Annotated in this window: 26 protein-coding genes and 1 pseudogene; 7 read left to right on the top strand and 20 right to left on the bottom strand. The window is 72.4% G+C overall.

What is annotated here, in order from left to right; all coding sequences use genetic code 11:
• Window positions 1–21 precede the first annotated feature (21 nt).
• A complete protein-coding gene (locus ACFKCF_RS32065; protein ID WP_394498993.1) occupies window positions 22–705 on the bottom strand; it encodes a carboxymuconolactone decarboxylase family protein in 684 nt (227 codons plus the stop codon).
• A gap of 74 nt (window positions 706–779) precedes the next feature.
• Between ACFKCF_RS32065 and ACFKCF_RS32060 the strand changes: the two genes are divergently transcribed.
• The gene (locus ACFKCF_RS32060; protein WP_394498992.1) at window positions 780–1,409 is read left to right on the top strand and encodes a TetR/AcrR family transcriptional regulator; all 630 of its coding nucleotides are present in this window, start codon (window positions 780–782) and stop codon (window positions 1,407–1,409) included.
• Between the two features lie 182 nt (window positions 1,410–1,591).
• The gene (locus tag ACFKCF_RS32055) at window positions 1,592–2,812 is read left to right on the top strand and encodes a riboflavin synthase (protein ID WP_394498991.1); all 1,221 of its coding nucleotides are present in this window, start codon (window positions 1,592–1,594) and stop codon (window positions 2,810–2,812) included.
• 65 nt (window positions 2,813–2,877) lie between these two features.
• Here the strand turns inward: ACFKCF_RS32055 and ACFKCF_RS32050 are convergent, their stop codons facing one another.
• The 14 genes and pseudogenes from ACFKCF_RS32050 to thrC form a co-directional block, all read right to left on the bottom strand.
• The gene (locus ACFKCF_RS32050) at window positions 2,878–4,116 is read right to left on the bottom strand and encodes an ATP-binding protein (RefSeq protein ID WP_394498990.1); all 1,239 of its coding nucleotides are present in this window, start codon (window positions 4,114–4,116) and stop codon (window positions 2,878–2,880) included.
• On the bottom strand, window positions 4,113–4,778 hold the full coding sequence (gene cseB / locus ACFKCF_RS32045) for a two-component system response regulator CseB (protein ID WP_394498989.1): 666 nt from the start codon (window positions 4,776–4,778) through the stop codon (window positions 4,113–4,115). Before cseB ends, ACFKCF_RS32050 begins: the two co-directional genes overlap by 4 nt.
• 15 nt (window positions 4,779–4,793) lie before the next feature.
• On the bottom strand, window positions 4,794–5,969 hold the full coding sequence (locus ACFKCF_RS32040) for an ABC transporter permease (RefSeq protein WP_394498988.1): 1,176 nt from the start codon (window positions 5,967–5,969) through the stop codon (window positions 4,794–4,796).
• A gap of 2 nt (window positions 5,970–5,971) precedes the next feature.
• Window positions 5,972–6,646: an ABC transporter ATP-binding protein gene (locus ACFKCF_RS32035; RefSeq protein WP_394498987.1), complete on the bottom strand. Its 675-nt coding sequence runs from the start codon at window positions 6,644–6,646 to the stop codon at window positions 5,972–5,974.
• Window positions 6,647–7,853: 1,207 nt separating this feature from the next.
• A pseudogene (locus tag ACFKCF_RS32030) lies at window positions 7,854–7,976 on the bottom strand (peptidoglycan-binding protein); the annotation flags it as partial.
• A gap of 359 nt (window positions 7,977–8,335) precedes the next feature.
• Window positions 8,336–9,124, bottom strand: a complete 789-nt coding sequence (locus ACFKCF_RS32025) for a hypothetical protein (protein WP_394498986.1) — start codon at window positions 9,122–9,124, stop codon at window positions 8,336–8,338.
• 123 nt (window positions 9,125–9,247) lie between these two features.
• Window positions 9,248–9,868 carry an SRPBCC family protein gene (locus ACFKCF_RS32020; protein WP_394498985.1) on the bottom strand — a complete coding sequence of 207 codons (621 nt, stop codon included), beginning with the start codon at window positions 9,866–9,868 and terminating at the stop codon, window positions 9,248–9,250.
• A complete protein-coding gene (locus ACFKCF_RS32015; RefSeq protein ID WP_394498984.1) occupies window positions 9,868–10,212 on the bottom strand; it encodes an ArsR/SmtB family transcription factor in 345 nt (114 codons plus the stop codon). The genes ACFKCF_RS32020 and ACFKCF_RS32015 overlap by 1 nt, the downstream gene beginning before the upstream one ends.
• A gap of 55 nt (window positions 10,213–10,267) precedes the next feature.
• Window positions 10,268–10,873 carry an energy-coupling factor transporter transmembrane component T family protein gene (locus ACFKCF_RS32010; RefSeq protein ID WP_394498983.1) on the bottom strand — a complete coding sequence of 202 codons (606 nt, stop codon included), beginning with the start codon at window positions 10,871–10,873 and terminating at the stop codon, window positions 10,268–10,270.
• Window positions 10,870–11,544 (bottom strand): energy-coupling factor ABC transporter ATP-binding protein, encoded by a 675-nt coding sequence (locus tag ACFKCF_RS32005; protein ID WP_394498982.1) that lies wholly within the window; start codon window positions 11,542–11,544, stop codon window positions 10,870–10,872. The genes ACFKCF_RS32010 and ACFKCF_RS32005 overlap by 4 nt, the downstream gene beginning before the upstream one ends.
• Window positions 11,541–12,707, bottom strand: coding sequence for a thiolase family protein (locus tag ACFKCF_RS32000; RefSeq protein WP_394498981.1), 1,167 nt, complete (start codon window positions 12,705–12,707; stop codon window positions 11,541–11,543). The genes ACFKCF_RS32005 and ACFKCF_RS32000 overlap by 4 nt, the downstream gene beginning before the upstream one ends.
• Before the next feature lies 1 nt (window position 12,708).
• Entirely contained in the window at window positions 12,709–14,070 is a 1,362-nt protein-coding gene (locus ACFKCF_RS31995; RefSeq protein ID WP_394498980.1) for a class I adenylate-forming enzyme family protein, read from the bottom strand.
• A gap of 7 nt (window positions 14,071–14,077) precedes the next feature.
• Complete coding sequence (locus tag ACFKCF_RS31990; RefSeq protein WP_394498979.1) at window positions 14,078–14,686, bottom strand: biotin transporter BioY; 609 nt, start codon at window positions 14,684–14,686, stop codon at window positions 14,078–14,080.
• Between the two features lie 103 nt (window positions 14,687–14,789).
• Complete coding sequence (gene thrC, locus ACFKCF_RS31985) at window positions 14,790–15,854, bottom strand: threonine synthase (RefSeq protein ID WP_394498978.1); 1,065 nt, start codon at window positions 15,852–15,854, stop codon at window positions 14,790–14,792.
• 64 nt (window positions 15,855–15,918) lie between these two features.
• Between thrC and ACFKCF_RS31980 the strand changes: the two genes are divergently transcribed.
• Window positions 15,919–16,752 carry a MurR/RpiR family transcriptional regulator gene (locus tag ACFKCF_RS31980; protein WP_394498977.1) on the top strand — a complete coding sequence of 278 codons (834 nt, stop codon included), beginning with the start codon at window positions 15,919–15,921 and terminating at the stop codon, window positions 16,750–16,752.
• On the opposite strand, the gene ACFKCF_RS31975 is transcribed toward ACFKCF_RS31980, so the two are convergent.
• The 4 genes from ACFKCF_RS31975 to ACFKCF_RS31960 all read right to left on the bottom strand — a co-directional run bounded on the left by ACFKCF_RS31975 (window position 16,736) and on the right by ACFKCF_RS31960 (window position 18,877).
• Window positions 16,736–17,275 carry a GNAT family N-acetyltransferase gene (locus tag ACFKCF_RS31975; RefSeq protein ID WP_394498976.1) on the bottom strand — a complete coding sequence of 180 codons (540 nt, stop codon included), beginning with the start codon at window positions 17,273–17,275 and terminating at the stop codon, window positions 16,736–16,738. The two genes, ACFKCF_RS31980 and ACFKCF_RS31975, sit on opposite strands and share 17 nt — an antisense overlap.
• Window positions 17,276–17,354: 79 nt before the next feature.
• The gene (locus tag ACFKCF_RS31970; protein WP_394499099.1) at window positions 17,355–17,912 is read right to left on the bottom strand and encodes a helix-turn-helix domain-containing protein; all 558 of its coding nucleotides are present in this window, start codon (window positions 17,910–17,912) and stop codon (window positions 17,355–17,357) included.
• 36 nt (window positions 17,913–17,948) lie between these two features.
• Window positions 17,949–18,242, bottom strand: a complete 294-nt coding sequence (locus ACFKCF_RS31965) for a DUF6204 family protein (protein WP_394498975.1) — start codon at window positions 18,240–18,242, stop codon at window positions 17,949–17,951.
• A complete protein-coding gene (locus ACFKCF_RS31960; protein ID WP_394498974.1) occupies window positions 18,239–18,877 on the bottom strand; it encodes a TetR/AcrR family transcriptional regulator in 639 nt (212 codons plus the stop codon). Before ACFKCF_RS31960 ends, ACFKCF_RS31965 begins: the two co-directional genes overlap by 4 nt.
• 116 nt (window positions 18,878–18,993) lie before the next feature.
• Here ACFKCF_RS31960 and ACFKCF_RS31955 point away from each other — a divergent pair, with 116 nt between their 5' ends.
• Both ACFKCF_RS31955 and ACFKCF_RS31950 read left to right on the top strand, forming a co-directional pair.
• Window positions 18,994–19,977: a DUF1838 family protein gene (locus ACFKCF_RS31955; protein ID WP_394498973.1), complete on the top strand. Its 984-nt coding sequence runs from the start codon at window positions 18,994–18,996 to the stop codon at window positions 19,975–19,977.
• Entirely contained in the window at window positions 19,974–20,984 is a 1,011-nt protein-coding gene (locus ACFKCF_RS31950) for a nitrilase-related carbon-nitrogen hydrolase (protein ID WP_394498972.1), read from the top strand. The genes ACFKCF_RS31955 and ACFKCF_RS31950 overlap by 4 nt, the downstream gene beginning before the upstream one ends.
• Here ACFKCF_RS31950 and ACFKCF_RS31945 read toward each other — a convergent pair.
• Window positions 20,981–21,973, bottom strand: a complete 993-nt coding sequence (locus ACFKCF_RS31945) for an ABC transporter substrate-binding protein (RefSeq protein WP_394498971.1) — start codon at window positions 21,971–21,973, stop codon at window positions 20,981–20,983. The two genes, ACFKCF_RS31950 and ACFKCF_RS31945, sit on opposite strands and share 4 nt — an antisense overlap.
• 407 nt (window positions 21,974–22,380) lie before the next feature.
• Between ACFKCF_RS31945 and ACFKCF_RS31940 the strand changes: the two genes are divergently transcribed.
• The gene (locus ACFKCF_RS31940) at window positions 22,381–25,161 is read left to right on the top strand and encodes a nitrate- and nitrite sensing domain-containing protein (protein WP_394498970.1); all 2,781 of its coding nucleotides are present in this window, start codon (window positions 22,381–22,383) and stop codon (window positions 25,159–25,161) included.
• Entirely contained in the window at window positions 25,158–25,556 is a 399-nt protein-coding gene (locus ACFKCF_RS31935; protein WP_394498969.1) for a roadblock/LC7 domain-containing protein, read from the top strand. Before ACFKCF_RS31940 ends, ACFKCF_RS31935 begins: the two co-directional genes overlap by 4 nt.
• Window positions 25,557–25,560 lie beyond the last annotated feature (4 nt).

Below are 25,560 nucleotides of genomic sequence, written 5' to 3'. Positions count from 1 at the left end.
GCGACCGCTCGCCGGGGCGGGTCAGGCGAAGACCGTGCCCGCCTCCGTGAACAGGGCGTTGAGCGCCCGCATGCCGCGCCACGCCTTCGTCAGGCCGAACTGGGCGGAGAAGCGCACCACCGCACGCGCCTCCTCCGGGGTGGCGCCCGCCCTCAGCGCGCGCGTCACGTGGACGCGGAAGCTCTCCTCCAGCGTCTGGAAGAGCACGTCGACGGTCATGGTCGCGAACGCGCGCTCGCGAACGGTCAGCCGCCCCATCCCCGCGCGCATGCGCGACTGCAGGTCCATGTAGTCGGCGAAGGCGGGATCGAGATTGCGAACGGCCTGCCGGGTCGGCGCGGGGATCGGGCTGGTCTGCCCGTCGGCGTCGATCGGGTGCCCGTCGCCCGTGGGGCCGGGCAGGCCCTGCTCGCGTTCGATGTCGACCAGGCGGGCCAGCGCCGACAGGGCCGCCGGGTAGCCGCTGTCGTAGGCGATGAAGCGCAGCAGCTCGCGCAGGTCGTCGGCGGACAACCCGTTCTCGTACGCCATCGCCACGTGGGCCTCGAAGGGCAGCCCGAGGGTCTGCTGGCAGACGTCGCCGACCAGGGACAGCAGGACCTTCTCCCGCATGGAGAGCTCGGTGATCCCCTCCCAGAGCTTGCGGTCGGTGGCCTCGCTCATCTCGGCGAACACCGGGTCGAGCGTCTTGGCGTGGACATTCATGGATGCTCCTCAATAACTGGACAGTTGTAGCGCTACGACTGTAGTGCAACGACTGTCTCGTTACAATGGCTCCCATGAACGCGACCACGAACCCCCGCTCACGGGGCCGCAACCCCCGAGGCCAGGGCGAGCGCCTGCGCGAGGACATCGTCACGGCCGCCATGCGACTGCTGGACGAGCTCGCCGACGACCAGGCCCTGTCGATGCGCGCGGTCGCGCGGGAGGTCGGCATCGCCGCCACCTCCGTCTACATCCACTTCGCCGACCGCGACGCCCTCGTCCTCGCCGCCCTGGAGCAGTGCCACCGCGACCTCGTACGCGCCCTCGACGAGGCCGAGACCGCCGCCGACCCGGTGGCGCGGCTGCGCGCCCGGCTGCTCTACCTGGGCGACTGGGTACGCCGGCACCCGGGCCTGTACAAGGTCCTTCACGAGAGCACGCTCAACCAGCGGGCCGGCATGGAGTTCAAGCAGGAGCTGGGCGAGCGCACCACGGCCGCCGTGCGGCGCTGCATGGACGCCGGGCTCGCCGCTCCCGACGACGCCGCCGAGGTCTCGCTCGACCTGCGGGCGGCGGTGCACGGGGCCGTGTCGATGCGGGTCAACCAGCCCGACCTGCCCTGGCCGCCGCTGGAGGCGCAGATCGACCGGTTCCTGATCAAGCTGGCCGGGATCGCGCCCGCATCCCTGAGCCAGGGGTTTTGATCTCCGGGGCAGTCGGGTGATAGAAGGTTGATTGGTGCGATTCCAAGGTGCGGCGGTGACAGCCCGCCGGTTCTGCCGGTTCCGGCAGGACGACTCGGTGCGATTCCGGGCCACGCGGTGACACCCCGCCACCTCTCGGGCCTGTCCGGCCCCTGGTTCCTGCTGTCGAGAGGTGATGTCGCATGTTCACCGGGAACATCCAGGAAATCGGCACGGTGGCGGCCGTCGATGGGGCGCGCATCGCGATCAGCGCCCCCAGGGCCGCCGCCGGCGCGCCAAGTTCGATCTGCCTGAACGGCGTGGGCCTGACCGTCCTTCGGACCGCGCACGAGACGCAACTGCTGGAAGCCGGGCTGTCGGCGGAGACCCGGCGCAGATCGACCCTCGACCAGATGAGGCCGGGCACGCGGGTCAACGTGGAGGCCCCGTTGACGCTGGGCGATCCGCTCGCCGGCCACCTGGTCCAGGGCAACGTGGACGCCGTGGGCAAGATCGTGCGGATCGATGACGAGGGCGTCGCACGGCGCTTGTGGATCAAGCCGCCCGAGCGTTTCCTCTCGCTGATCGTCGCGAAGGGGCAGATCGCGGTCGACGGAGTCAGCCTGACCGTCGCCGAGGTGGCCCGGGACCGGTTCTCGGTGGCGCTGATCCCGCTGACGCTGCAGGCCACCACGCTGTCGGAGCTGTCCGTCGGCGATCGGGTGAACCTGGAACCCGACCTGGTCGTCCGTCTGGTACGGCGCCGCCTGCCCGACCTGGCGCGGTCGGTGACCGAGGTGGTCGCGGCGCTCCCCTGGGCCGGACGGCTCTCGGGCGGTCGCGGTGTGCAGCAGGCGCTCACGCAGCTCGCCGCCGGAGGAGCCGTGGTGATCTGGGACCCCGAGCGGGAGGGCGAAGGCGACGTGGTGTTCGCCGGTGCCAGGCTGCGTCCGGAGGCGTTCACTTTCCTGCTCACCCAGGTGTGCGGCCATCCGACCGTGCCCTGCGCTCCCGAGATCCTCGACCGGCTGGAGATCGGTCCCGTACCCGGGCCCGGCGACCGGCACGGCACCCGCCCGCACATCCCCGTGGACCTGGCCTCCGGGACCGGCACCGGGGTGTCGGCCGCCGAACGCGCCGCGACCGTGCGCCGCCTGGCCCATCCGGACGCCAGGCCGGCCGACTTCCTGCGGCCGGGACACGTCTTCCCGCTCGCCGCCCGCCCCGGCGGGCTGTCCGAACGCGCCGGGCACACCGAGGCCACCGTGGCCATGTGCGTGGCGGCCGGGCTCTCGCCCGTCGGGGTGTGCTGCGAGGTCATGAATCCCGACGGCTCCATGGCCGACGCCGCCGACCTGGAGATCGCCGCCCTGCGCTGGGGCCTGCCCCTGCTGGACGTGGCCGACCTCGGGAAGCACCTGTGACCGCCGATCCGTAGGAGACGATCGGGCTCGGCTACCGCCTGGTAGGCGAGCCCGGTCGCCACCGGTCAGGGGAGGTGGAGGGTGGCGACGGCGCCGCCGTCGGGGGCGTTGGCCAGGGTCAGGTCGGCGCCTATGACCTGAGCCTGCCCCAGCGCGATCGTCAGCCCGAGGCCGTGGCCGCGGCCCCGTTCGGCGGCTCCCGTGCGGAAGCGGCCGGGGCCGTCGGCGAGGAGCTCGGCGGGGAAGCCCGGTCCCCGGTCGCGGACCTCGATCAGGCGGTCCCGGACCGCGATCTCCACCGGGGGCGCACCGTGGCGGTGGGCGTTGAGTACGAGGTTGGCGAGGATCCGGTCCAGGCGGCGGGGGTCGGTCTCCGCCACCGGATCCCCCGAAGCCAGCACCCGTACCTCGGCCCCCACCCGGGCCGCGGACTCCTCGGCCAGCTCGGCGAGCGGCACCCGTACGCGCTCGGCGACCTCGGCGCCCGTGTCCAATCTGGAGATCTCCAGCAGGTCCTCCACCAGTAAGCGCAGCACCCGGACCCGGTCGCGTACCAGATCGGTGGCCTGGCCCTCCTCCAGCAGTTCGACGGCGGCGACCAGGCCCATCAGGGGGGTCCGCAGGTCATGGGCGACATCGGCGGTGAAGCGCTGCTCGGCCAGCAGCCGGTGCTGCAGGCTCGCCGCCATGGAGTCCACGGCGGCGGAGATGTCGGCGATCTCGTCCCGTCCGCCCCACCGTGCCGAGCCGCGGTGGACGCGGGCGTCCAGGTCGCCCGCCGCGATCCGGCGGGCGGTGGCGGCGACCCGGCGCAGGCGCCGGTTGGCCAGCTCGGCCAGGCCCATCGAGACCGGCACCACCACGGCGAGCGCGGTCAGCGCGGACCGGACCATGGCCCGGTCGAGGGCACGCAGCCCGCGCATGTCAGAGGTCATGTCGATCTTCGGGGCGGCCACGAGCCCGTCGCCCACCGGCTGTGCCGCCCACATCCACAGCTGTTCGGGCTGCAGGTCGTCGTACCAGGTGGCGGGCGACTCGACGGCCAGCCGCTCGCGCAGGGCCGAGGGCAGCTGATCCAGACCCATGATCGAATCGGTGTACGGGACAACCCCCTCCTCGGCAGGGGCGTTCACGCGGTGTTTCTGCGCAACGACCGCGGCCGACTCCAGCGCCCGCTCCTCACCCAGCCGCATCGTGCGCTCAAGAGTCGTGCGGTGGACCAGGATCCCGACCACGGTCACGATCGCGCAGCAGGCCAGCGTGATCAGTGCCGCCACCTTCCACCGCAGCGAGCCCGGCATCATGACCTGCGCAGCTTGTAGCCGAACCCGCGCACCGTCTCGATCCGGTCCGTGCCGATCTTCCTGCGCAGCCGCTGCACGCAGAGGTCGACGACGCGGCTGTCGCCGTCCCAGCCGTAGTCCCACACGTTACGCAGCAGCGTGGCGCGCTCCAGCACGATCCCCGGATTGGCGGCGAACTCCAGCAGCAGGCGCAGCTCGCTCGGCGCCAGCTCGACCAGCCGCCCGCCGAGCCGTACCTCCAGCGCGGCCGGGTCCACCGTCAGCTCGCCGAACGTCAGCAGGCCCGAGGAAGGGGCAGAAGGGGTGGTACGGCGCAGCAGCGACCTGATCCGGGCCACCAGCACCGGGAGGTCCACCGGTTTGACGACGTAGTCGTCGGCACCGGCCTCCAGGCCCGACACCACGTCGAGCGAGTCACCGCGCGCCGACATCATCAGGATCGGGACCTGGCTGGTCTCCCTGACCCTGCGGCACAGGCCGATGCCGTCCAGGCCGGGCAGCATCACATCGAGCAGCAGCAGGTCGTGACCGCCCGCCCGGGCCGCCTCCAGGCCGCCCAGCCCGTCGGCGACGGTGGTCATCCGGTAGCCGTAGCGCGCCAGGGCCAGGCCGAGGGACTCACGGATCACCGTGTCATCTTCGACGAGCAGCAGGGATGTCATGAAAGTGCACCATATCTACCGAAGTGCGTTGACCGGTTCCATACGGGCGGCACGCAGGGCCGGGTAGAGGCCCGCGAGCAGCCCGACGGCGGCACCGGCCACGGGCGCCATGAGAGCCAGCCGTACGTCCATGACCGGCGTCCACTGCTTGACGGCACAGACCGCGACGATCACGACGATCCCGCCGGAAGCGCCGATGACGCCGCCGGTCAGCCCGGTGAGGGTGGACTCCAGCAGGAACTGCGCGGCGATGTGGCGGCGGGCGGCGCCGAGGGCGCGGCGCAGGCCGATCTCGGCGACGCGCTCCATCACGGTCACCAGCGTGACGTTGGCGATGCCGACCGCGCCGACGACCAGGGAGACCAGCCCGAGGATCAGGAAGAGGGCGTTGACGTCGCCTTCCACCGCGTCGCGTGCCCTGGTGGGGCTGGGCGGCGAGCTGACCTGGAGGAGGGCCTCGTTGCCGGGGCTGAGGGCGACCGGCGCCTGCCTGGCGATCAGTTCCGCGGCGCCGAGGCCGGTGTTGATCAGGACCCGGGTCACGACGCTCAGGCCGTAGCGCTTGCCGACGGCCGGTGGCAACATGACCGCGCTCGCGAGGCTCTTCTCGCGTCGCAGGTCGCCGAGCACGCCGATGACGGTGTACGCCTGCGTACCGATGAAGACGGCCGGAGCCCGGGTCAGCCGGGTGATGCCCAGCAGCTTGGCCGCGTGCTGGCCCAGCACGACGACCTTGTCCCCGCGGGCGATGTGCCCGGCGTCGAAGTAGCGGCCCTCGATCATCCTGCCTTTGACCGCGGCGGGCAGACCGGGGCCGCTGGAGACCACGGTCAGCGTCTGGTCGGTGACCCGGGCCGGGTCCACGATGTCGTTGGAGCGGACGCTGAGGTTGGCGCTCTGCCTCGACTCGGCGAGCGCGGCGGCGGAGACCACCCCGCGCAGCCGGGCCACCCGGCCGACGTCGGCCCAATCGACCAGGGGGAACGGGTTGTCCGGGACGTCGACCGTGACGGAGGTGGCGGTGAGCTCGTCGAAGCGGCCGACGATCTGGTTGCCCGCCGTCGCGGCGACGCCCAGGGTGACCACGAGCGTGGTGATGCCCAGCACGGTGCCCAGCGTGGTCAGCGCCGAGCGCACCGGGCGGGCCAGCAGCCCCGCCACGGCCTCGTTCAGCAGGTCGCGAGGGTGCACGTCTACTCCTCCGTGAGGACGCCGTCAGTGATGCGCACCCGGCGCGCGGCCCGGTCGCTCACGTCGCTCTCGTGGGTGATGACCACGATGGTCATCCCCTGGGCGCGCAGGTCGTCGAACAGGTCGAGCACGGCGTCGGTGTTCTTGCTGTCGAGGTTGCCGGTGGGTTCGTCGCACAGCAGCAGCGACGGTTCGCCCATGAGGGCGCGGGCGATGGCGGCGCGCTGCCGCTCGCCGCCGGACAGTCTGCCGGGCAGGAAGTCCACCCGGTGCGACAGCCGTACCCGCTCCAGGGCCCGCGTCGCCCGTCGCCGCCGCCCCGCGCGCGGCGCCGCGCCGTAGATCTCGGCCAGCATGACGTTCTCCAGCACGCTGCGGTGCGGCAACAGGTGGAAGGACTGGAAGACGAAGCCGATCCGGCTGCCGCGGATGGCGGTCCGCGCGCCGTCCTTCAGGGTGGTGGTCTCGATGCCGTCGAGCCGGTAGCTGCCGCTGGTGGGCCGGTCGAGCAGCCCGAGCGTGTTGAGCAGGGTGGACTTCCCTGACCCTGAAGGGCCAACTATGGCGACATAATCCGATTTTTCAACTCTTAGGTTGACGGCGGAGAGCGCTCTGACGGGAGGATCGGCCGGGAACTCCTTCGTCAGGCCGTCGAGCACGATGACCGGCTCAGGCACTGTTGACCACCACCAGGTCGCCCGGCTTGAGCTCGCCGGTCACCTCCACGGCTCCGCCGGCGGACAGGCCGGTGCGGACCTCGACCTCCTGAGTCCGGTCGGGCGCGATCTCCACCTGCACCCGGGCCCTGCCGTCCGCGGCGGTGACGACCGCCGCGGCGGGGACCACGAGCACCTCCCGGTCGGTGGCGCCGATGGTCACGCGAACCGTGACGGGCGCGCCGGCGAGCTTCCTGAGGCTCTTCATCGATGCGGGGGTGATCGTCACCGGTACGGCGCCCTTGGCGTCGCGTCCGCCGAGGGAGGTCACCGTGCCGGGGACGGTCTTGCCGGCCTCTGTCTCGATGCTCGCGTCCAGACCGGGTTTCACCCGCTCGGCCTCGGCCACGTCCACCGAGCCCGAGACCACGAAGGAGGAGCTGGTCACCGTGGCGATCGACTTGTCCACCGGCTCGCCCGCCTTGACGGCCGGCTTGTGCAGGCGGGCGGGCAGCCTGGGCAGGAAGACGACCTCTCCCGGCGGGACGGTGACGCCGTAGGTGCGGGAGAACTCGGCCAGCAGCGCCCGCGCCGCGGCCAGGTCACGCTGGGCGTTGGCCACCTTCAGCTTGACGGGCGAGAGCTGCCTGGCCCGCCTGAGCGCCTGCTCGGCGGTGGCGACCGCCTCGCGCGCCAGCCGGACGTTCTTCCCCAGCTCGGTCAGCCGCTCGGCCCGCGTGATCCCGGCCTCCTTCAGTACGCGCTCCAGCGCCGACCTGGCGGCGGCCAGATCCGCTGTGGCGTTGGCGACCCGGAGTTCGAGCAGGCGGGTGTCGGCGGGCGGCCCGGCCGTGGCGCCCCCAGTAGGGCTGGACGTGGGGGTGGGCGTCGCGGTGGCCTGGGCGAGCTCCTGCCGGGCCGCCAGCAGCTTCTCCTCGGCCGCCCGTACGGCGCTCTCGGCGGCCTCGACCTCGGCCTCGTCCTCGGTGGTGCGCTCCTGTGCCCGCGCGCTCTTGAGCGCCTGTTCGGCCTCCTTGAGATCCTGGCGGGCGTTGGCGAGCCTGACCTTCAGCGGGAGCACGTCCTTGCCCTGATCAAGGGCCATACGCTCGGTCGCGAGCGCTTCCTGCGCGGTCCGTACGGCCCGGCGCAGGTCGTCGCGCTTCTGCCGGAGCTCCAAGGTCGGCTGCTGCGCCTCATAGCCCTTCTTGGCGTAGAAGCGCGACACCGCGGCGATGGTCGCCCGGTCGAACACACCGGTCGCGGGCGCGCGGTGGCCGAGCCTGCGCAGCGCCTTCTGCAGCTGCTCGACATCGGCCCCCTTGGCGCCGGAGACGATGCTGCGGTGCATCGGCACCGTGCCGGAGAAGACGAACACCGGGCGCCCGTTCACCTCCATGATCACCGCACCCTCCGCCAGGGTGCCCCGCCGGGGAGCGCGGGTCGCGCGCTGGGTGGTCTCGCCGCCGCCCACCACCCCGGCCAGCGACACCGGATAGGGCGAGCCGTACTCCAATGTCCCGCTGACCACGACGGTGGCGACCAGCTTGCGCCGTTCGACCGCGACGGTGACCAGCGACGGTTCGGGCGGTTTGCGCGCCGCCGCCTCGTCGGCCGGGGAGCGCAGCAGGGCGGCCACGCCCCAGCCGGTCCCCGCGACCGCCAGGACCACGGCCAGTACGAGCAGCAGCTTTCCGCGAGGGGTGCGCATCACCGCTCTTGGAACCCGTACTTCACCCTGGCCTCGTTGGTGATCCGCTTCTGCAGGGGGATGAAGGCGGCGTAGAAGTCCTTGCCGCACTCCAGGTCGACCAGCGCCGACCTGATCTCCCTGGCGAGGTACGGCCTGGCCGCCTCCGCCGTGACGGTGCCCGCCTTGCCGAGCCGGTCGGCCTGCTCGCTCCACAGCACCACGCCGCGGCCGCTCAGCGCGACCGGCTTCTCGGAGGTCACCCGCTCGCCCTTGGACTTCAGGCACTCGGCGAACGGCGCGGCGAGCTCCAGCAGCTTGGGGTCGCCGTCGAGCGTCTTGTCGATGTTCTCGATCTCCGTGGCCATCTGGTCCTGATAGTCGGCGACCGAGGTGACTTTGAGGCCGTTCACCTGCCGGAGGGCGGTGACCCGGCACTCGTTCAGGGTCTTGAGGTAGGCGTCCCGCTCGGCGCCGGAGAGGCCGTCGATCGTCGCCTGGTTGGGGTCCGGGGCCTGCGTTTCCGGCGGCTTCGGATAGACGACGGCGGAGAAGACGCCGAAGCCGTTCTTGCCGCGCTCGGCCTTCATCGCCGCGTAATCAGCGGGGTTCGCCTCGGACTTCCTGGGCGGGCTGACCGAGGGGGTGTAGGCGAAGCCCTTCTGCTTCATGCAGGTGGCGATGACGGTCTCACGCTCGCGGGCCTTGTCCACCGTGGCACCCCCGCCGCCGTCGGCCGCGGGGGCCGGATCTCCCCCGCAGCCGGTCAGCACCGCCAGACCGAGCAGACCGCACATCAGCACACGCATCGAGGACTCCTTCTCGGTGACTCGCGCCGCCCTTCACGACGCCGTGGCCACTTTGGAGCCCCCTTCCGGCCGATCCGTATTGACCGGGTATCCGCGCGTGCTCAGCCGTGTATCCGCCGCGTATCAATGCTCCTGTTCGGGGGCGTAGAAAGCGGTGGTGGCGGCGACGGAGGCGGCGACCTGGTCGGGCGCGCCGCCCGCGGCCAGGTGGGCCTCGCCCCACGCCCGGCTGCTCCCGGTGATGTAGCGCCGCCCCTCGCTGGTCTCGTGGAAGGTGGCCTCGTCGACCCCCGTGTCGCCACCGGTCTCCAGGTGCAGGGCAAGGCCCAGCAGCGCCAGGTCCCAGCCCACGCCGGTCGCGCCGGGCCCGAACCGCCCCCAGAACTCGGACGGCACCTCTGCGCTGTGGCGCAGCTCGAACAGGGTGCCGCCGTCCTGGGCGGACAGGTGTACCTCCACCTCGGAGAAGCCGGGGTTCTCGCCGAAGAGCCAGCTGACCTTCAGCAGGTTGGGCGGCTCGCAGCGCAGGATCTCCCCGCCCGCGTTGCCCTGAAGCTGGTACGTCCCCCCGACCCGGAGGTCCCCGCTCACGGGCAGGAACCAGCGGGACAGGCGCTCGCCGTCGGTGCAGGCGTCCCAGACGTCCTCGACCTCGGCGTCGTAGTGCCGTCGCAGCACCACGGTCTTGACATCGCCGTCCTTCAGCTCACGCTGAGCCTTGAGCAGCTCGTCCACGATATCCATCAGGTGTCCTTTTCGTTCATGCGGCGCTCGCGCTTGCCGCGGGCCAGCTCCGTCGCCAGCGCGTCCAGTCGTTGGGTCCAGAAGCCGCGAAATCGCTCCAGCCAGAGGTCGACCTCCTGCAGCGGCCCTGGCTCGACGGCGTAGAGCCGCCGGGTGCCCTGGGCTCGTACGCTGGCGAAGCCGTGGTCGCGCAGCACCCGCAGGTGCTGGGAGACGGCCGGCTGGGAGATGCCGAACTCGCGCTGGATGACGCCGGTGAGCTCTCCCGAGCTCTGCTCGCCGGCGGCGAGCAGCTCCAGGATCCGCCGCCGGACCGGATCGCCGAGGACGTCGAATGCGTGCACGACCAGATTGTTTCAGTATCGACTTATATAAGTCAAACCTGGGATAAGGCTGCGATCAGTCGTCCAGGCCGCGAGCGCTCAGGGCCTCGCCGAGGGCGTCGGCGTGCCTGAGGGAGCCGACCACCAGCGGCACGGCGAAGGCGCGGAAGCTGCGTTCGACGCCCCTGGCCCGCTGGGCCTCCCGGACGCGGGTGGCCAGCGCGGCCACGACGGGCACGCTGCGCACCGTCAGCGACAGCAGCAACGACAGCCGGAACGGGTCCAGGCCCACGAACCTGGCCGGCGACAGGCAGCGCTCCAGCGCCGACATCATGGCCGAGGTGCGGGTGGTGAGCGTGACCAGCCCGGCCAGCGCGACCGCGAGCACCACGCGCAGTGTCGTGGACACCGCCCCCGGCAGGTCCACGAGCACCCACTGCATCCCGAACAGCCCCACCGCGAACCACCGCACCGGCCTGACCTGCGCCCAGGCGGCCGCCGCGCCGACCCCCGAGAGCGCGTAGAGACCGGCCGCCACGACCGCCGCGCCGGCCAGCGCGAGCGGCGAACTCAGCAGCACCAGCGCCGTGCACGCCAGCGCCAGCCCGGCCAGCTTGGCCCCGGCCGGGAGCCGGTGCAGCGGCGAGGAGCCGGGGACGAAGGCGCCGGTGAGGCCGTTCACGACATGATCTTCCGGTAGTGGGCGACGGCCTCGTCCGGGGTGCCGTCGGCGACGACGCGGCCCTCGTCGAGCACCAGCACGCGGTCGAAGTCGGCCAGCAGCGGCAGGTCGTGGCTGACCACCAGCACCTGTTGCGGCAGCTCGCGCAGCAGGTCGGCGACCTGGCGGGAGTGACGCAGGTCCAGCAGTGTGGTCGGCTCGTCCATGACGAGAACGTCCGGTTGGAGCACCATGACCGAGCACAGGGCGAGCAGCTGCTTCTGGCCCCCCGACAGGTGGTGCGCGGGGTGGTCGGCGTGCCCGGCCAGGCCGTACCGGCTGAGCACGTCGTGCACGCGCCGCTCGACCTCCTCGCGTGCCAGGCCCTTGCGGCGCAGGGAGAAGGCCACGTCCTCGGCCACGGTGGGCATCACGATCTGCGCGTCCGGGTCGGTGAACAGGAACCCGACGCCCCGCCGGATCTTGGCGGCGTGGCGGCGGGTGTCGAGGCCGAGCACGGTGACGCTGCCCGAGGTCGGCAGGGCCAGGCCGTTGATCAGGCGGGCGAAGGTGCTCTTGCCCGAGCCGTTGGCGCCGACCACGCCGATCCGCCGCTCGGGCAGGGCGGCGGTGACGCCGTTGAGGACATCGCGGGCGCCGAGGCGGACGTGCACGTCGGCGAACTCGATCACGTCCCTGCCCCGTCCCGGCCGGGACCGACCACCTCGAAAAGGGCGCCCACGCCGAGCCCGCCGCCCACCGCGGCCGCCGCCAGGCCCAGGGTCCCCGGCGGGGCGCCAGCGCGCACGAGGCGGCTGAACAGCCGGGTCACCACGACCGCGCCGGTCGCCCCCCACGGATGCCCCAGGGCCAGCGCACCGCCGTCGGCGCACACCCGATCGTCGTCCAGGGCGTCGATCCCGAGCGCGTCGGTGACGGCCAGCACCTGCGCCGCGAACGCCTCAACGATCTCCACCGCCACGACCCGTTCCAACTCCACCCCCGCACGCGCCAGCACCCGCCGCACCGCCGGCACCGGGCCCCATCCGGGCAGCTCGGGATCGCACCCGACGACGGACCCGGCCACCAGCCGCATCCCCGGCAGACCCGCGCGCAGCCGCTCGGGCACGATGGCCACGGCCGCGGCGCCGTCGCTGACCGGGGAGGAATTACCGGCCGTCACTGTACCGTCCGCCACGAACGCCGCGGGCAGCCGGGCCAGCGACGCCGCTCGCAGCGGCCGGGGCCGCTGGTCGTCGCAGCGCCCGCCGATCGGGACGATCTCCTCCTTGAACCGGCCCGCCTCGCGGGCGGCCAGCGCCCTGGCGTGGCTGCGGCAGGCGTAGGCGTCCTGGCGCGCCCGGCTGACGCCGCGCGCCCCTGCCAGCGCCTCGGCGGCCGGCCCCATGTCGGGGTCGGGGTGGCCGTGCGGTGCGAAGGGCGCCCTGGGGTACGGCTCCGCCGCGCCCCGATGGGTACGCAGGGGCGCGGTCGAGGCGCTCTCCGCCCCTCCCGCGATCACCAGGTCCATCTCCCCCGCCCGGACGGCCTGGCCGGCCACCAGGATCGCGGCCAGCCCGCTGCCGCACTGCCGGTCCACCGTCAGGCCGGGCACCTCGTGCCCGAGGCCCGCCGCCAGCGCCGACACCCTGGCCACGTTCCCGCCGGGCCCCATGCAGTTGCCCAGCACCACGTCGTCCACCCGCCGCCCGGCCAGCTCGCGCGCCACGGCGGCGATCACGGGAGCGGCCAGCCGATCGACCGTCAGGTCCTTGAACGCGTGCCCGGCGGTCCCGATGGGGGTGCGCCGGGCGGCCACGACGACGGGCTGGTGGCGCAGGTAGGAGTCGCGCATGTCAGATCAGCCGCCGGATGTCGGGGTCGCCGCCCGCCAGCCGGGCCGCGACCAGGGCGCGGGCGGGCTTGCCCGTCTGGGTGCGCGGCAGGCTCGGCACCGCGTACCAGCGGCGTGGCCGCTGCGCCTCGTCCAGGCCGCCCCTGGCCGTCGCCTCGAGCAGCGCGCGCGGCGGCGGCGTGGCGCACTCTGCCTCGATGACCGCCGTGACCACGGCACCCAGCGACGGGTGCGGCGAGCCGATCACGACGATGTCCCCCACCCCGGGCACCTTCCTGAGCACCTCCTCGACGTCCTCGGGCACGACGGTGGCGCCCCCGGTCTGGATCGCGCCGTCACCCCGGCCGCGTACCCGCAGCATCTCTCCTACCCGGTACGGCTCCGCCACGTCTCCCACGCTCGCCCAACCGTCGGCGTCCCGGCGCAAGGGGCCCGCGGCGCCGCCCAGGTATCCCTCGGCCAGCCACGGCGAACGCGCCCACACCTCGCCGAGCCCGCGAGCCCGCCTGACCTCGATCTCGACGCCCGGAAAAGGGCGCAACCCGCCCCCATCGGTGTCCACCGCCACGAAGGACAGCTCCGTCGCCCCGTAATAGGACACGACCCGGACCCCCGCCCGGACGGCCGCCGCCCGCGTGCCGGGGTCGAGGGCCGCGCCGCCGACGACGGCCACGCGCAGCGCCCCCGGGTGCTCCAGCACGTCGGGCAGCCGGTGCGGCACCAGGTGCACGACCGTGGCCCTGGCCAGCAGGCCGGGCAGGGCGCGGGCGGGCTCGCGGCCGGGAAGCAGGGCCGTCGCCCCGGTGGCCAGGGTGTGGACGGCGGCGAAGGCGTACAGGCTGGAGACGAGGGGGCCCGGGATCAGCACGACGTCGTCGGGGCCGATCCCGGCCAGCTCGCCGAGATGGGGGAACGACCCCGTCCACGACGCGCGGGTGCGCACGACGGCGCGCGGCCGGCCGGTGCTGCCCGAGCTGAAACACGCCCACGCCCGATCCCCGGGCGCCGGATCGTGCCGCACCGCCGGACCCGCCGCCCCGGGCAGCGGCGCGTCCACGTAGCAGCCGGGGCCGGCCGCGGCGGTGACGCTCGACCACCGCTCCCGGCTCCAGGAGGGGTCGCCCACCAGCGGCGTCGCGCCCGCCAGGTCGGCCGCGAGCACGGCGGTGAGCAGCTCGACCGGGTCCGCCAGGCCGATCGCGACCAGTGCGCCCGGGCCGATCCCCCGGCCGAGCAGGTGGCGGGCGGCGGCGTGGATCCGTTCGGCGAACCGGGCGTAGGTGAGCTCGCCCTGAGGGCCGCACACCGCCGGGCGCGAAGGGCGCTCGGCGGCGTGCCGCATCACGTGTTGTGCTACGGGCATCGAGCGGTCAACGCCCCCCGCCGGAGCGCAGCCGTTCGCGGTGCACGGCCGGGACCGCGTCCGGGTAGGCCCGCTGCGTGCCCCTGGCCACGACGGACGCCAGCACCACCTTGATCAGGTCGCCGGGCAGGAAGACGAGGCTGGACACCGCCGTCGCGCCCAGGGACACGCCCGTGACGAGCGACTGGACGGGGATGCCGAACAGGTAGATCACCCCGATCCCGCCCACCAGGCAGGCCGCCATCAGCGGGAAGATCCCCGGGTTGCGGCCCGCGCGCTCGACGAGCCAGCCGGTCACCGCCGCGCCGGGGATCCAGCCGATCAGGTATCCGGCCGACGGCATGGCGAACACGCCGAGCCCGCCGCGCCCGCCCGCCAGCAGCGGCAGGCCGGCCGCGACCAGCACGAGCAGCACCACCACGGCCAGCGCGGCCCGCCATGTGCCGAGGATCGCCCCCGCCAGCATCACGCCCAGCGTCTGGAGCGTGATCGGGACCGCGTTGCCGAACAGGTTGAGCGAGCCGGGCACGCCCAGCACCGCGATCAGCGCCGCGAACACGGCCACCCGCGCCAGGTCGCCCGTGGGGAACCCGCGCCGCTTCGATGCATCCGTCATGGAGTCGATCCCACACCAGATCCGCACGCTTCAGGCATGGAGAGATCCCACAACTTTCCGGGTGTTCCTCTGCGACCGATCGATACCCTCTCCACAACTGGGGTCAGGCTGCCAGGCGGAGGGCCCGGGCCACGTCGGAGGCGGACGAGGAGGTCTCCGTCGAGGAGTAGCCGCCGCGCAGGGAGGCGTCCAGGTCCTTCAGGCCGTTGCCGCTGAGCGTGATCACGATCCGCAGGCCCGGCTCCAGCAGGCCCCGCTCGTGCCGGTCGAGCAGGCCCGCGACCCCGGCCGCGGAGGCCGGCTCGGCGAAGACGCCGTCGCGGCGGGCCAGCAGCCGGTACGCGGCGAAGATCTGCTCGTCCGTCACCGCCCCGATCAGCCCGCCGGACTCGTCGCGGGCGGCCACGGCGCCGTCCCAGGTGGCCGGGTTGCCCACGCTGATCGCGGTGGCCGCCGTCTGCGGAGCCGGCACGGGAGCGCCGTGAACCAGCGGGGCCGCTCCGGCCGCCTGGAAGCCCCACATGCGCGGCAGCCGGCCGGCCAGGCCCGCGCCGTGGTAGTTGCGGTAGCCGCCCCAGGTGGCGGTGATGTTGCCGCCGTTGCCGACCGGCAGGCAGTGCACGTCGGGGGCCTCGCCGAGAGCGTCCACGATCTCGTAGGCGACCGTGCGCTGCCCGGCCAGGCGCAGCTCGTTGCCGACCGAGTTGACCAGCGCGATCGGGTGGTGGTCGGCCAGCTCGCGGGCCACGCGCAGGCAGTCGTCGAAGTTGCCGTCGATCTCGACGATCTCGGCGCCGTAGCGTACGGCCTGGCTCAGCTTGCCGAGCGCGATCCGTCCCTTGGGGACCAGCACGGCGGCCGTCACCCCGGCGCGGGCGGCGTAGGCGGCGGCCGAGGCGCTGGTGTTGCCGGTGGAGGCGCAGATGACGGCCTGCGCGCCGGCCTCGGCGGCCTTGCTGATCGCCACCGTCATCCCGCGGTCCTTGAACGAGCCCGTCGGGTTGGCCCCCTCGACCTTCAGCCAGACCTCGCACCCCGTGAGCTCCGACAGGTGCGCGGAGCGCAGGAGCGGCGTGTTGCCCTCATTGAGCGAGATGGAGGGGGTGTCGGCGGTGACCGGCAGCCAGCGCCGGTAGTCGCTGTCGATCAGACCATGCCAGGTTCTCATGCCCCGAACCGTAACATTCGTTTCGCGAACATGGGTAGCTGGGCTTGATGTAACATTTGTCATTGTGGAGAACGATCCGGTGGCCGACCGCCTCAGCGCCGTCTATCCCGAGCTGCCGCCCGGGGAGCGGGCGATCGTGCGGGTGCTGCTCGACGACTATCCGTTCGCGGCGCTGGGCTCGCTGCGGGCGCTGGCCGAGCGCGCCGGGGTGAGCCCGCCCACGGCGTCGCGGCTGTTCGACCGGCTGGGGTACGGCGGGTTCGCCGACTTCCAGGCCGCGGTGCGGGACGGGGCGCGGGACCGGTCGCGGCTGCTGGAGTTCGTCACGCGCGCACCCGACGCCCCCGCCACCAGTCCCGAGCTGCGGCAGGCCGCCGAGGACCTGCGCGCGGGGCTGGACGGCACGCTCGCCGCCGCCACGGACCCGCTCCTCGACGCGTCCGCGGCCCTGCTCGCCGAGGCCAGGACGGTGTGGGCGCTGGGCGGGCCGCTGAGCGAGCTGGCCGCCGAATACCTGATCCGCCAGCTGGCCAGCCTGCGGCCCGGCGCGCACCGGGTGCCCGACTCCGCGCAGGCCCGGGCGCGTACCGTGCTGGACCTGAAGGGGTCCGACGTGGTGGTGGCGTACGACTTCCGGCGCTACTCCTCCGGCACCGCCCGCTTCGTCACAGCAGCGCGCGCCCGGGGCGCGAAGCTGGTGCTCGTCACCGACGCGTGGGAGTCGCCGCTGGCCGCCGAGGCGGAGGTGCTGATCAGGCTGCCGCGCGAGGCCGCCGGGCCGATCGCGCCGCTCGCCCACGAGATCGCCGTCACCGAGCTGCTGCTCGTCGCCGCGGCCGCGCGCCTGGCGCCCGCCGAGCGGCTGGCCGACCTCGACGCGCTCACCCAGACGCTGTGAGTCGTTTGTAGAAGAAGCTGCAGTCCTGGAGCGTGCCGTCAGGGGATCCGGCATAGCCGGGGACGATGCCGTAGCGGGTCCAGCCGCCGGTGAGGTAGACGTGCTCGGCGGTGCTGCCGGTCTCGGTGTCCAGGAGCAGCAGGTTTGCCCCGGCGTCGAGGGCGGCCTGCTCGGCGGTGGCCAGCAGGGCGCGCGACAGGCCCCGGCCCCGGGCGTCGCGGTGGACCATCAGCTTGACGATCTCGGCACGGTGGCGGGCGTTCGGCTTGCTCGCCAGAGCCAGGCCGATGGTGCCGGTGACGGCGCTCCCCTCACGGCACACCCACACCAGCAGGCTGCCGTCGGCCACCGCCGGAGCCTGGGATCGCCACCAGGCGGCGGCCTCCTCATGGCCGAACGGCGCGAGGAAGCCCACGGACGCGCCGTCGTCCACGGCGTCGACCAGCAGGCCGGCCAGCTCCTTGACGTCGGCGTCGAAGTCGTCGGCGGTCAGGCGCTCGATGGCGTGCACGAAATCCCTCATCTCGACGTCCTTCGGGAAGGAAGAGGTGCCTGCCGATGGCGGCGGCCCTGGCGGGCGGGGTCGAGCCGAGCAGGTGGGGTCATGGGAGGACGACCAGGAGGGCGTAACGGACCGGGTCGGGGCCGGGGCAGCGGAAGCGGGACGGACCCCACAGGCGGAAGCGCAGGCAGTCGCCCGTCTCCACGGTGTGCGTGTGACCGTTGGCGGTGATCTCCACCGCCCCCTCCAGCACCCAGATGTGCTGCTCGAGCCCGGGCACCGGCGGCGCGTCGTACGAGATGTCCGCCCCCGGCCGCAGCCTGCCCTCCACGACCTCGCCCCGCATCCCGGGCTGGGGCGGCGACACCGAACGCCGGATGAACCCGGACTCCTGATCACGGAACACCGCCTGCGATCCCGCCCGTACGAGCTGTGGCGGCTCGGACTCCACCTCGGCCAGCAGCCGCGACATCGTGCGCCCGTAGACGGCGCACAGCCTGCCCAGCAGGGCGGCGGTCGGGCTGATCTCGCCCCGCTCCAGCCGCGACAGCGTCGAGCGGCTGATCCCCGACCGGCTCGCCAGCTCCTCCAGCGACCAGCCCCGCTCGACGCGCAGCTCCGCGAGCCGGCCGGCCAGCCGGACCTCGACCTCCTCCATCTGTCTCACATAAGGGAATATATCCCAGATCTGAGATCAGCGGCGACGCCGGACCTTGATGTCGCGCATGTCGGTCACCGCGAGCTGCAGGATCTCGTGGGGATGCCCGTGCGCCTCCAGCGCCGCCATCGCCCCCAGTGCCGCCTCGTCCTCGCCGTCGTCGGGCCCGGCGGGCACCTGGCAGCGGAAAGTGAACGCCGTGACGCCCGCGTCATGGGTGAAGGTCCCGGCCTCGGTGTACGCCGCGCCGCTCACGGCCAGCACGGCGGCCCGCCCGGCCTCGTCGAGCTCCTTGAACTTGCCCCTGATCGTCACTCTGAACACGGTCATCCCTTTCGTACGGCATAGGCCAGGACACGCTCGCCCAGCAGCCCTTCTGCGACATCCATCAGCTCCAGCACGGCGGCGGCGATGGCGTCGGGCGACTCGCCCGCGACCGTCCGCCGGCCGATCTCGGCGTAGACCAGCGCGTGCAGGCACCCGATGTGCCAGGCCACCACGCGCGGCAGCGGATCATCCTCGGCCGCCCCGGTCTCCTCGGCCAGCACGACGGCCAGCTCGTCGGTCATCCGGCGGCCCAGGTCCTCCAGCCGGGCGGCCAGCGTGGGCGCGGCCCGCATCATCTCCAGCACCGGCCCGAACCCCTTGGTCAGCCCCACCTGGCGCTCGCGCCCGCGCACCTCCGCGCGCAGCCGCGCCAGCACCGCCCCGGCCGCCGACTGGCCGGGCGGACGCTCCCGGACGATGTCGGCCAGCCGGTGCGGCGAGGCCTCATCCGGCGGCAGGACGAGGTCCTCCTTGGCCGGGAAGTAGTTGTAGACGGTGTTCACCGACACCTCGGCGGCCGCCGCGACCTCGGCGATCGTGACGTGCTCGAAGCCGCGCTCCACGAACAGGCCGATGGCCACGTCGCTGATGCGCTGCCGGGTCTGCCGCTTCTTCCGCTCCCGAAGCCCCTCCATCATGCTTGGAGTCTAGTCCAAATTTGGAGTCCATTGCAGTTTTCTGCGGGCGATGGACAGCGCCGCGCGCGACATGATCACATTGGGCTCCTTGCTCGTCTAAGCGTTCGGAGTGACCCATGGTCAAGCGCAAGTTCATCCGGGTCTTAGCCCTCGCCGCCCTCTTTCTGGGCGTGACCGCTCCCGGTGCCGTGGCTGACGACAAGCCCGCCGACCCGACCTATCCAGGGCCGGTCTACAAGACGGTCACCGACCGGAACGGGCTGCTCTCCCTCCAGACTTTCGGCCGCCCCGACGGCAAGGACATGGTCTTCCGGATCTCCGGCAGCGTGTACGGCAACATCGAGGGCAACAGCCTGGACCCGGCGATGCGGCACGGCCAGAAGCTGTTCAACATCGAGGGCTACAACATCAGGCGGCTGTACCGGGTGCCGGACACGACGCAGCTCTACCAGCTCTCCCGTGAGATCGTCTTCTACACCGACCCGGCCGATCCCACGCGGATCCTGCGGGAGTGGACCAACCCGATCGACCAGAAGACCTATCCGGTCATCCCCATCAACAACGACGCGGTGAACTTCGGCCCGTTCAACATCACCTCGTCCTACGTGGGCCCGCCGGTGCGCCAGTTGCATGATGAGAACGTGTGGACCAGTGACATCCCCGTACGCTCCGACTTCGGCGCCGCGCTCGGCGAGCGGTTCGGCCTGGTGGGCGGCGTGTACGCGGCCCAGGAGATGTTCGACTTCTCCGTGGACGAGCGCGAGGCGGCCGCCAGGACCGTCGCGGGCACCGTCCCCTCGGGGGCCATGAAGACGAAGATCAGCTGGGCGCGGACGAGCCCGTGGGCGCCGTTCATGTGCCTGGCCGAGAGCGACGTACGCGGCCAGCTCACCTACCACGCCCGCAGCTGGTCGCTGAACTCCTACGCCGAGATCGAGCCCTGGCTGCGCGCCGAGGTCGAGGCGAACCACCCGCTCTTCCAGGCCGCCCCCACCGCGCCCGGCGCCAGCGAGAACTCCTGGAGCTCCTTCTACAACAAGCAGCTCGGCAAGGGCGCCACCACCTGGTCGGCCTGGTGCGCGGCCAACGGGCGCCCATGACCGCCTGCACGGCCCTGGCGCTCCAGATGGAGACCAGGGCCGTCAACGCCGCCGCCGACCCGAGGGCCGCCATCCGCGCCGCCATCGAGCGGATCGCCGAGCAGGTCGGCGGCAGCAAGGCCTGGCTCGGCCGCGATCTGCGCCTGGTGGTGCTGCCCGAGTACGTGCTGACCGGCTTCCCGATGCGCGAGAGCTTCGCCGAGTGGCGCGACAAGGCCGCGCTCGACCCCGGCGGCCCGGAGTACGAGGAGCTGGCCGGGATCGCCGCCCGGCACGAGGTCTACCTGTGCGTGAACGCCTACGAACGCGACGAGCACTTCCCCGAGCTGTACTTCCAGGCGTCGGTCATCCTGTCTCCGCAGGGTGCGCCGGTCCTGCGCTACCGCAGGCTGCACTCGATGTTCACGCCGAGCCCGTACGACGTGTGGGAGCGCTACCTGGAGGTTTACGGCATCGACGGGGTGCTGCCGGTGGCCCGCACCGAGATCGGCAACCTGGCGGTGCTGGCCTCGGAGGAGATCCTCATGCCCGAGCTGGCCCGCGCGCTGGCCCTGCGCGGCGCCGAGATCTTCTGCCACCCCACCTCCGAGGCCTCCTCGCCGGCGCTGACCCCGAAGGCGATCGCCCGCCGGGCCAGGGCCGCCGAGAACCTCGCCTACGTGGTCTCGGCCAACAGCGGCGGCCTGAGGGGCATCCCGATCCCCGGCGACTCCACCAACGGGGGCTCGGAGGTGCTCGACCACCAGGGACGCGTGCTCGCGCAGGCGGGCGCGGGCGAGTCGCTGGTGGCCGCCGCCGAGCTGGACGTGGGCGCGCTGCGTCGCCTGCGCCGGCGGCCCGGCATGGGCAACCTGCTGAGCAGGGTGAAGACCGGGCTGTGGGCCGAGGAGTACGCCAGGCACGACGGGGAGCGGCCCGGCGGGCTGTCGCAGGGCGCGCGCGACCGGGCCTGGTTCGCCGCCCGGCAGGCCGAGGCGATCGAGCGCCTGTACGGCCCCGGCGACTAACCGGGTTGCGAAACGGGCTCGGGGACGACCATGGAGGCCACGTCCACCTTGGACTTCAGGTACCCGAACTCGTACATCAGGTCGGCCACCCGCTGGATCCGCTTGGGGTTGAGCGAGGTCGGGAAGGTGCCCATCGCCATGGTCATCACCGCCTGCTTGGGCGTCTGCGTGTAGAGCGGGACGACCTCGGCCAGCTCGGCGCGGTTGGTGGCGGCCAGGCGCTGGGCCCTGGCGACCGCGCGCTGGAAGGCGGCGGTGGTCTTCGGGTGCTTGCGCACCCACTCCGCCGTACCCGCCCAGCCGTCGATCGGCAGCGCGTCGGTCGGGCCGGTGTTGGTGTCGAGCAGCAGCCGGGCGCCCGCCTGCTGGGCGGCCGACAGGAACGGCTCCACCATCCAGGCCGCGTCCACCTTCTCGCTCGTCAGCGCGCCCAGCTGCGCCTGGAAATCGATGGCGACGAACTTGACCTGTTTCGGCGTTACTTCATGTGCCTTCAAATGGGCGCTCATGGACATGGTGCCCAGGTTGTTCAGGGAGTTGACGGCGATCGTCTTGTCCTTGAGGTCTTTGGGGCTCTGCAGCGGGGAATCCTTGCGTACCACGACGCCGGCGATGCCGGGCGCGCCCTGCAAACTGTCTGAAAGGATCTTCAATTTGGCGGCGCCGCTGTCCTGGATGTTGATCAGGGAGACGTAGCTGCCCTTGAATATGTCGATGCTGCCGTTGAGGATCTTCGGCATGACCGCCTGCGGGGCCTGGATGATCTCCGTCTTGATGGTCAGGCCCTCGGCTTTGAAGAAGCCTTTGCGATCGGCGATGAACACCGGCGCCGAGGAGGGAGTGGGGCTGACGCCGATGGTCAGCGTGGTCTTCTCCAGCTCGCCCGGAGCGGCCGGGTTCGCCACGGAGCCGCTGCCGCCGCCGCACCCGGCGAGGGCGGCGGCGGCCAGTAACGCCAGCAACGCGCGAAAAGCAGAACCGGATTCCATTGAGGGTTTCTCCTTGGCGAGTCCACGCATCCGAAAGGCCGCCGGTGATCGTACAGCAGGATCTGCGGCAATTGCCATGAAATGTCATGAGTCATGACTTGGCGGATCATTACGGCTTGTCCAAAAGTGTCCTATTTATGGCAACCTTGGGCAGAGAGGAGGGATTCCAGGTCAATCAGCCATTCCAATGGAAGTCACGGTCTTTGTAAGGTTGGCCTACCTCGTCGGTGTGTGCTCAAATTGCTCTTCGTCTCAGGGCGCGCATCACGCGCCTCGCATGCCGGCGTGCGTTCAGGAGACAGAGTGGGGAGCCAGTGACGAAGCAACCGACCGCGCGCGGCCCTCGCCCCCGATTAGCGCACGTCCGCAGGAGGCAGAAGCGGAGGCTGCGACTGCGGGACTGGCGGGTGCGGGCGCGTCTCGTCGCCCTGATCCTCATCCCCACCGGCGTGGGCGTCATTCTCGGCGCCCAGCAGGTGATCACCTCGTGGGCCGCGGCGGGCCAGTACCAGCGCGTGCTGGAGAAGGCCGAGCTCGGCGACGCCGTCATCGAGCTGACCCACCAGCTCGCCCGCGAGCGTGACCTCGCGGTCTACTTCGTGGCCGCCGGCCGTTCGGCCAAGCGCGCGGAGCCGCTGCGCCGGCAGTTCGCCCCCGTCGACGAGGCGGTCGCCGCCGTACGCGCGAAGGCCCAGGCGCTCACTCCCGACCACGGCGAGAGCGCCTGGACCATCACCCAGCAGATGATCAGCCGCCTGCCGGAGATCCCCGCGACCCGCGGCATCGTGCAGTCCACCCAGTTGATCGCGCTGCCCGCGCTGACCAAGTACTCCCAGATCATCAGCGCCTTCCAGCAGTTCCTCGACCAGATCGCCCAGGGCGGCGACCAGGAGGCCCTGGGCAACAGCGTCCGCGCGCTGTCGGCCCTGTCCAAGGCGCACGACGCCGCCTCCCAGCAGCGCGGCCTGCTCGCCGCGGTGGCCTCGGCGGGCCGCTTCCAGAGCGGCGAGCTCGAACGCTTCATGGCCGCACGCGCCCAGCAGGAGAGCGAGATCGCCGTGTTCAGGTCGGTGGCCACGCTGGACCAGCTGCAGACCTACGACGACACCGTCACCGGCACGCTCGTGGACCGCGCCGAGGTGATCAGACTGCGCGCGCTGGCCCAGGTCACCGAGCGCGGCCGGATCGATCTCGACCCGGACCGCGAGGACGACGCCGACCGCTGGTTCGAGGCGATCAGCGGCACCGTGGACGCCATGTGGACCGTCCAGCGGCGGCTCGGCGAGTCGATCAACGTGCAGAGCCGCACGCTGCAGGACTCCGCGCGCCGCGACGCGCTGCTGGCCGCCACCCACAGCCTCCTGCTGCTGCTCGCGGTCCTGATGGTCACCGCGATCATGGCGCGGTCGCTGGTCAGGCCGCTGCGCCGGCTGCGCACCGAGGCCCTGCACATCGCCGGGGTACGCCTGCCGCAGACCGTGCGCTCGCTCCACGAGACCGGCGATGAGACCACCTGGGCCATCCCGCCCATCGGGGTCGACTCCCTGGACGAGGTCGGCGAGGTCGCGCGGGCCTTCGACGAGGTCCACCGCGAGGCCGTCCGGCTGGCCGGCGAGGAGTCCAGGCTGCGTGCCAACGTCAACGCCATGTTCGTCAGCCTGTCCAGGCGCAGCCAGACCCTGGTGCAACGGCAGATCAAGCTCATCGACGGGCTGGAGCGGGGCGAGCAGGACGAGCAGCGGCTGGCCAGCCTGTTCACGCTCGACCACCTGGCCACGCGCATGCGGCGCAACAACGAGAACCTGCTGCTGCTGGCCGGTCAGGAGCCTCCCAGGCGGTGGAACAAGCCGGTCAGCGTGGCCGACGTCGTACGCGCCTGCCTGTCGGAGGTGGAGAACTACGAACGGGTCACGCCCCGGGTCGCCACCCGCGGCGCCGTGTCGGGGCAGGCGGTCAACGACATCATCCACCTGCTGGCCGAGCTGGTGGAGAACGCGCTGTCGTTCTCGCCCCAGACCACGCCCGTTGTCGTCACCGCCGCCGCCATCGAGGGCGGCGGCGTCGTGCTGTCCATCTCCGACAGCGGCATCGGCATGGTTCCGGACGAGCTCGCGCAGGCCAACGAGCGCCTGGCCCACGTGCCCACGGTCGACGTGTCGGTCTCGCGGCGCATGGGGCTGTTCGTGGTCGCCCGGCTGGCCCACCGCCACGGCATCCGGGTGCAGCTGCACCTCAACGACTCCAAGGGCCTGACCGCCACGGTGTTCCTGCCGGAGGCGCTGCTGCAGGCGCCCGCCCAGCCGACGCCGGCGGCCTCCTTCGGGCGGCCGTTCGACATCTCCGACTCCTGGGCCACCAATCCCCCGCCCGTGGTCCCGCCCCCGCGGCCGTACTCGCCGGCCGTGGCGCCGGGTTCGGCCGACTGGCCGTCGTTCGCCACCGATCCCGTGCCCGACAAGCCCCTGACGGACTGGTCGGCGCCCGCCATCTGGCCGGGCGTGTTCGACACGCCCGGCGCCAGGGCGCGCTTCGACCTCCTGCGCGGCGGACCCGGGCCGGTCCCGGGAAGCCCGGCTTTCGGCGGCTCGGTCCCGCAGAGCCCCGCCTTCGGCGGCTCGGTCCCAGGTCCGGTTCCGCAGAGCCCGGCCTTTGGCGGTCCGGTCCCAGGTCCGGTTGCGCAGAACCCGGCCTTCGGCGGCCCGGCGACGGGTCCCGTCGCCGGCGGCTCCACCCCGGACAGCGCCGTCCCCGCCAGGGTGATCCCCATGGACCCGCTCGGCACGGGGCTGGGCGTCGCGCCCGTCCCCGACGCCGGCGACGGATACCTGCCGATCTTCGCGGCGGTGAAGTCGGCCTGGTTCAGCCACGACACCTCCGACGGCGCCTGGAGCTCGGCCCAGGCCGACGCCGGGTGGAGCGCGGCCGAGGCCGCCGCCAGCCCGGCCAACGACGGCACCACCGCCTCGGGCCTGCCCAAACGAGTGCCCAAGGCCAATCTGGTGCCCGGCAGCGCCGACACCCCCTCGGTGCCCAAGGGCGTCGCCCCCATCCCGCAGATCTCGCCCGAGCAGGTACGCGACCGCATGGCCAGCTACCAGCAGGGGTTCCGAGCGGCCCGCGACGACATCTGCATGCGCAGCATCCCTCCCTTCGATGCAGGGAGCACGACCCGCGAGGAAGGCCCATGACCCGCAGCAGCAATCTCGACTGGCTGATCACCGACTTCGTCCGGTCTGTTCCCGGCGTCGCCCACGCGGCGGTCGTCTCCTCCGACGGACTGCCGCTCGCCGTCTCGGCCGGTTTCCCACCCGAACGCGCCGAGCAACTGGCCGCCGTCGCCTCGGGCCTGACCAGCCTGACGCAGGGCGCGGCCACGCTGTTCGAGGGCGGGCCGGTCATCCAGTCCGCCATCGAGATGCAGCGCGGGCTCATGGTGAACGTGTCCATCAGCGACGGCTCCTGCCTGACCGTGCTGGCCGCCCCTGACTGCGACATGGGCGTGGTGGCGTACCAGATGACGCTCCTGGCCGACCGGGCCGGGCAGGTGCTCACCCCCGCCCTTCGCGCCCGGCAGCCCTGGTGAGCGC

The organism is Nonomuraea sp. JJY05 (genome assembly GCF_043496855.1).
Lineage (GTDB): Bacteria > Actinomycetota > Actinomycetes > Streptosporangiales > Streptosporangiaceae > Nonomuraea.
This window is presented reverse-complemented; position numbering and strand designations above follow the sequence as displayed.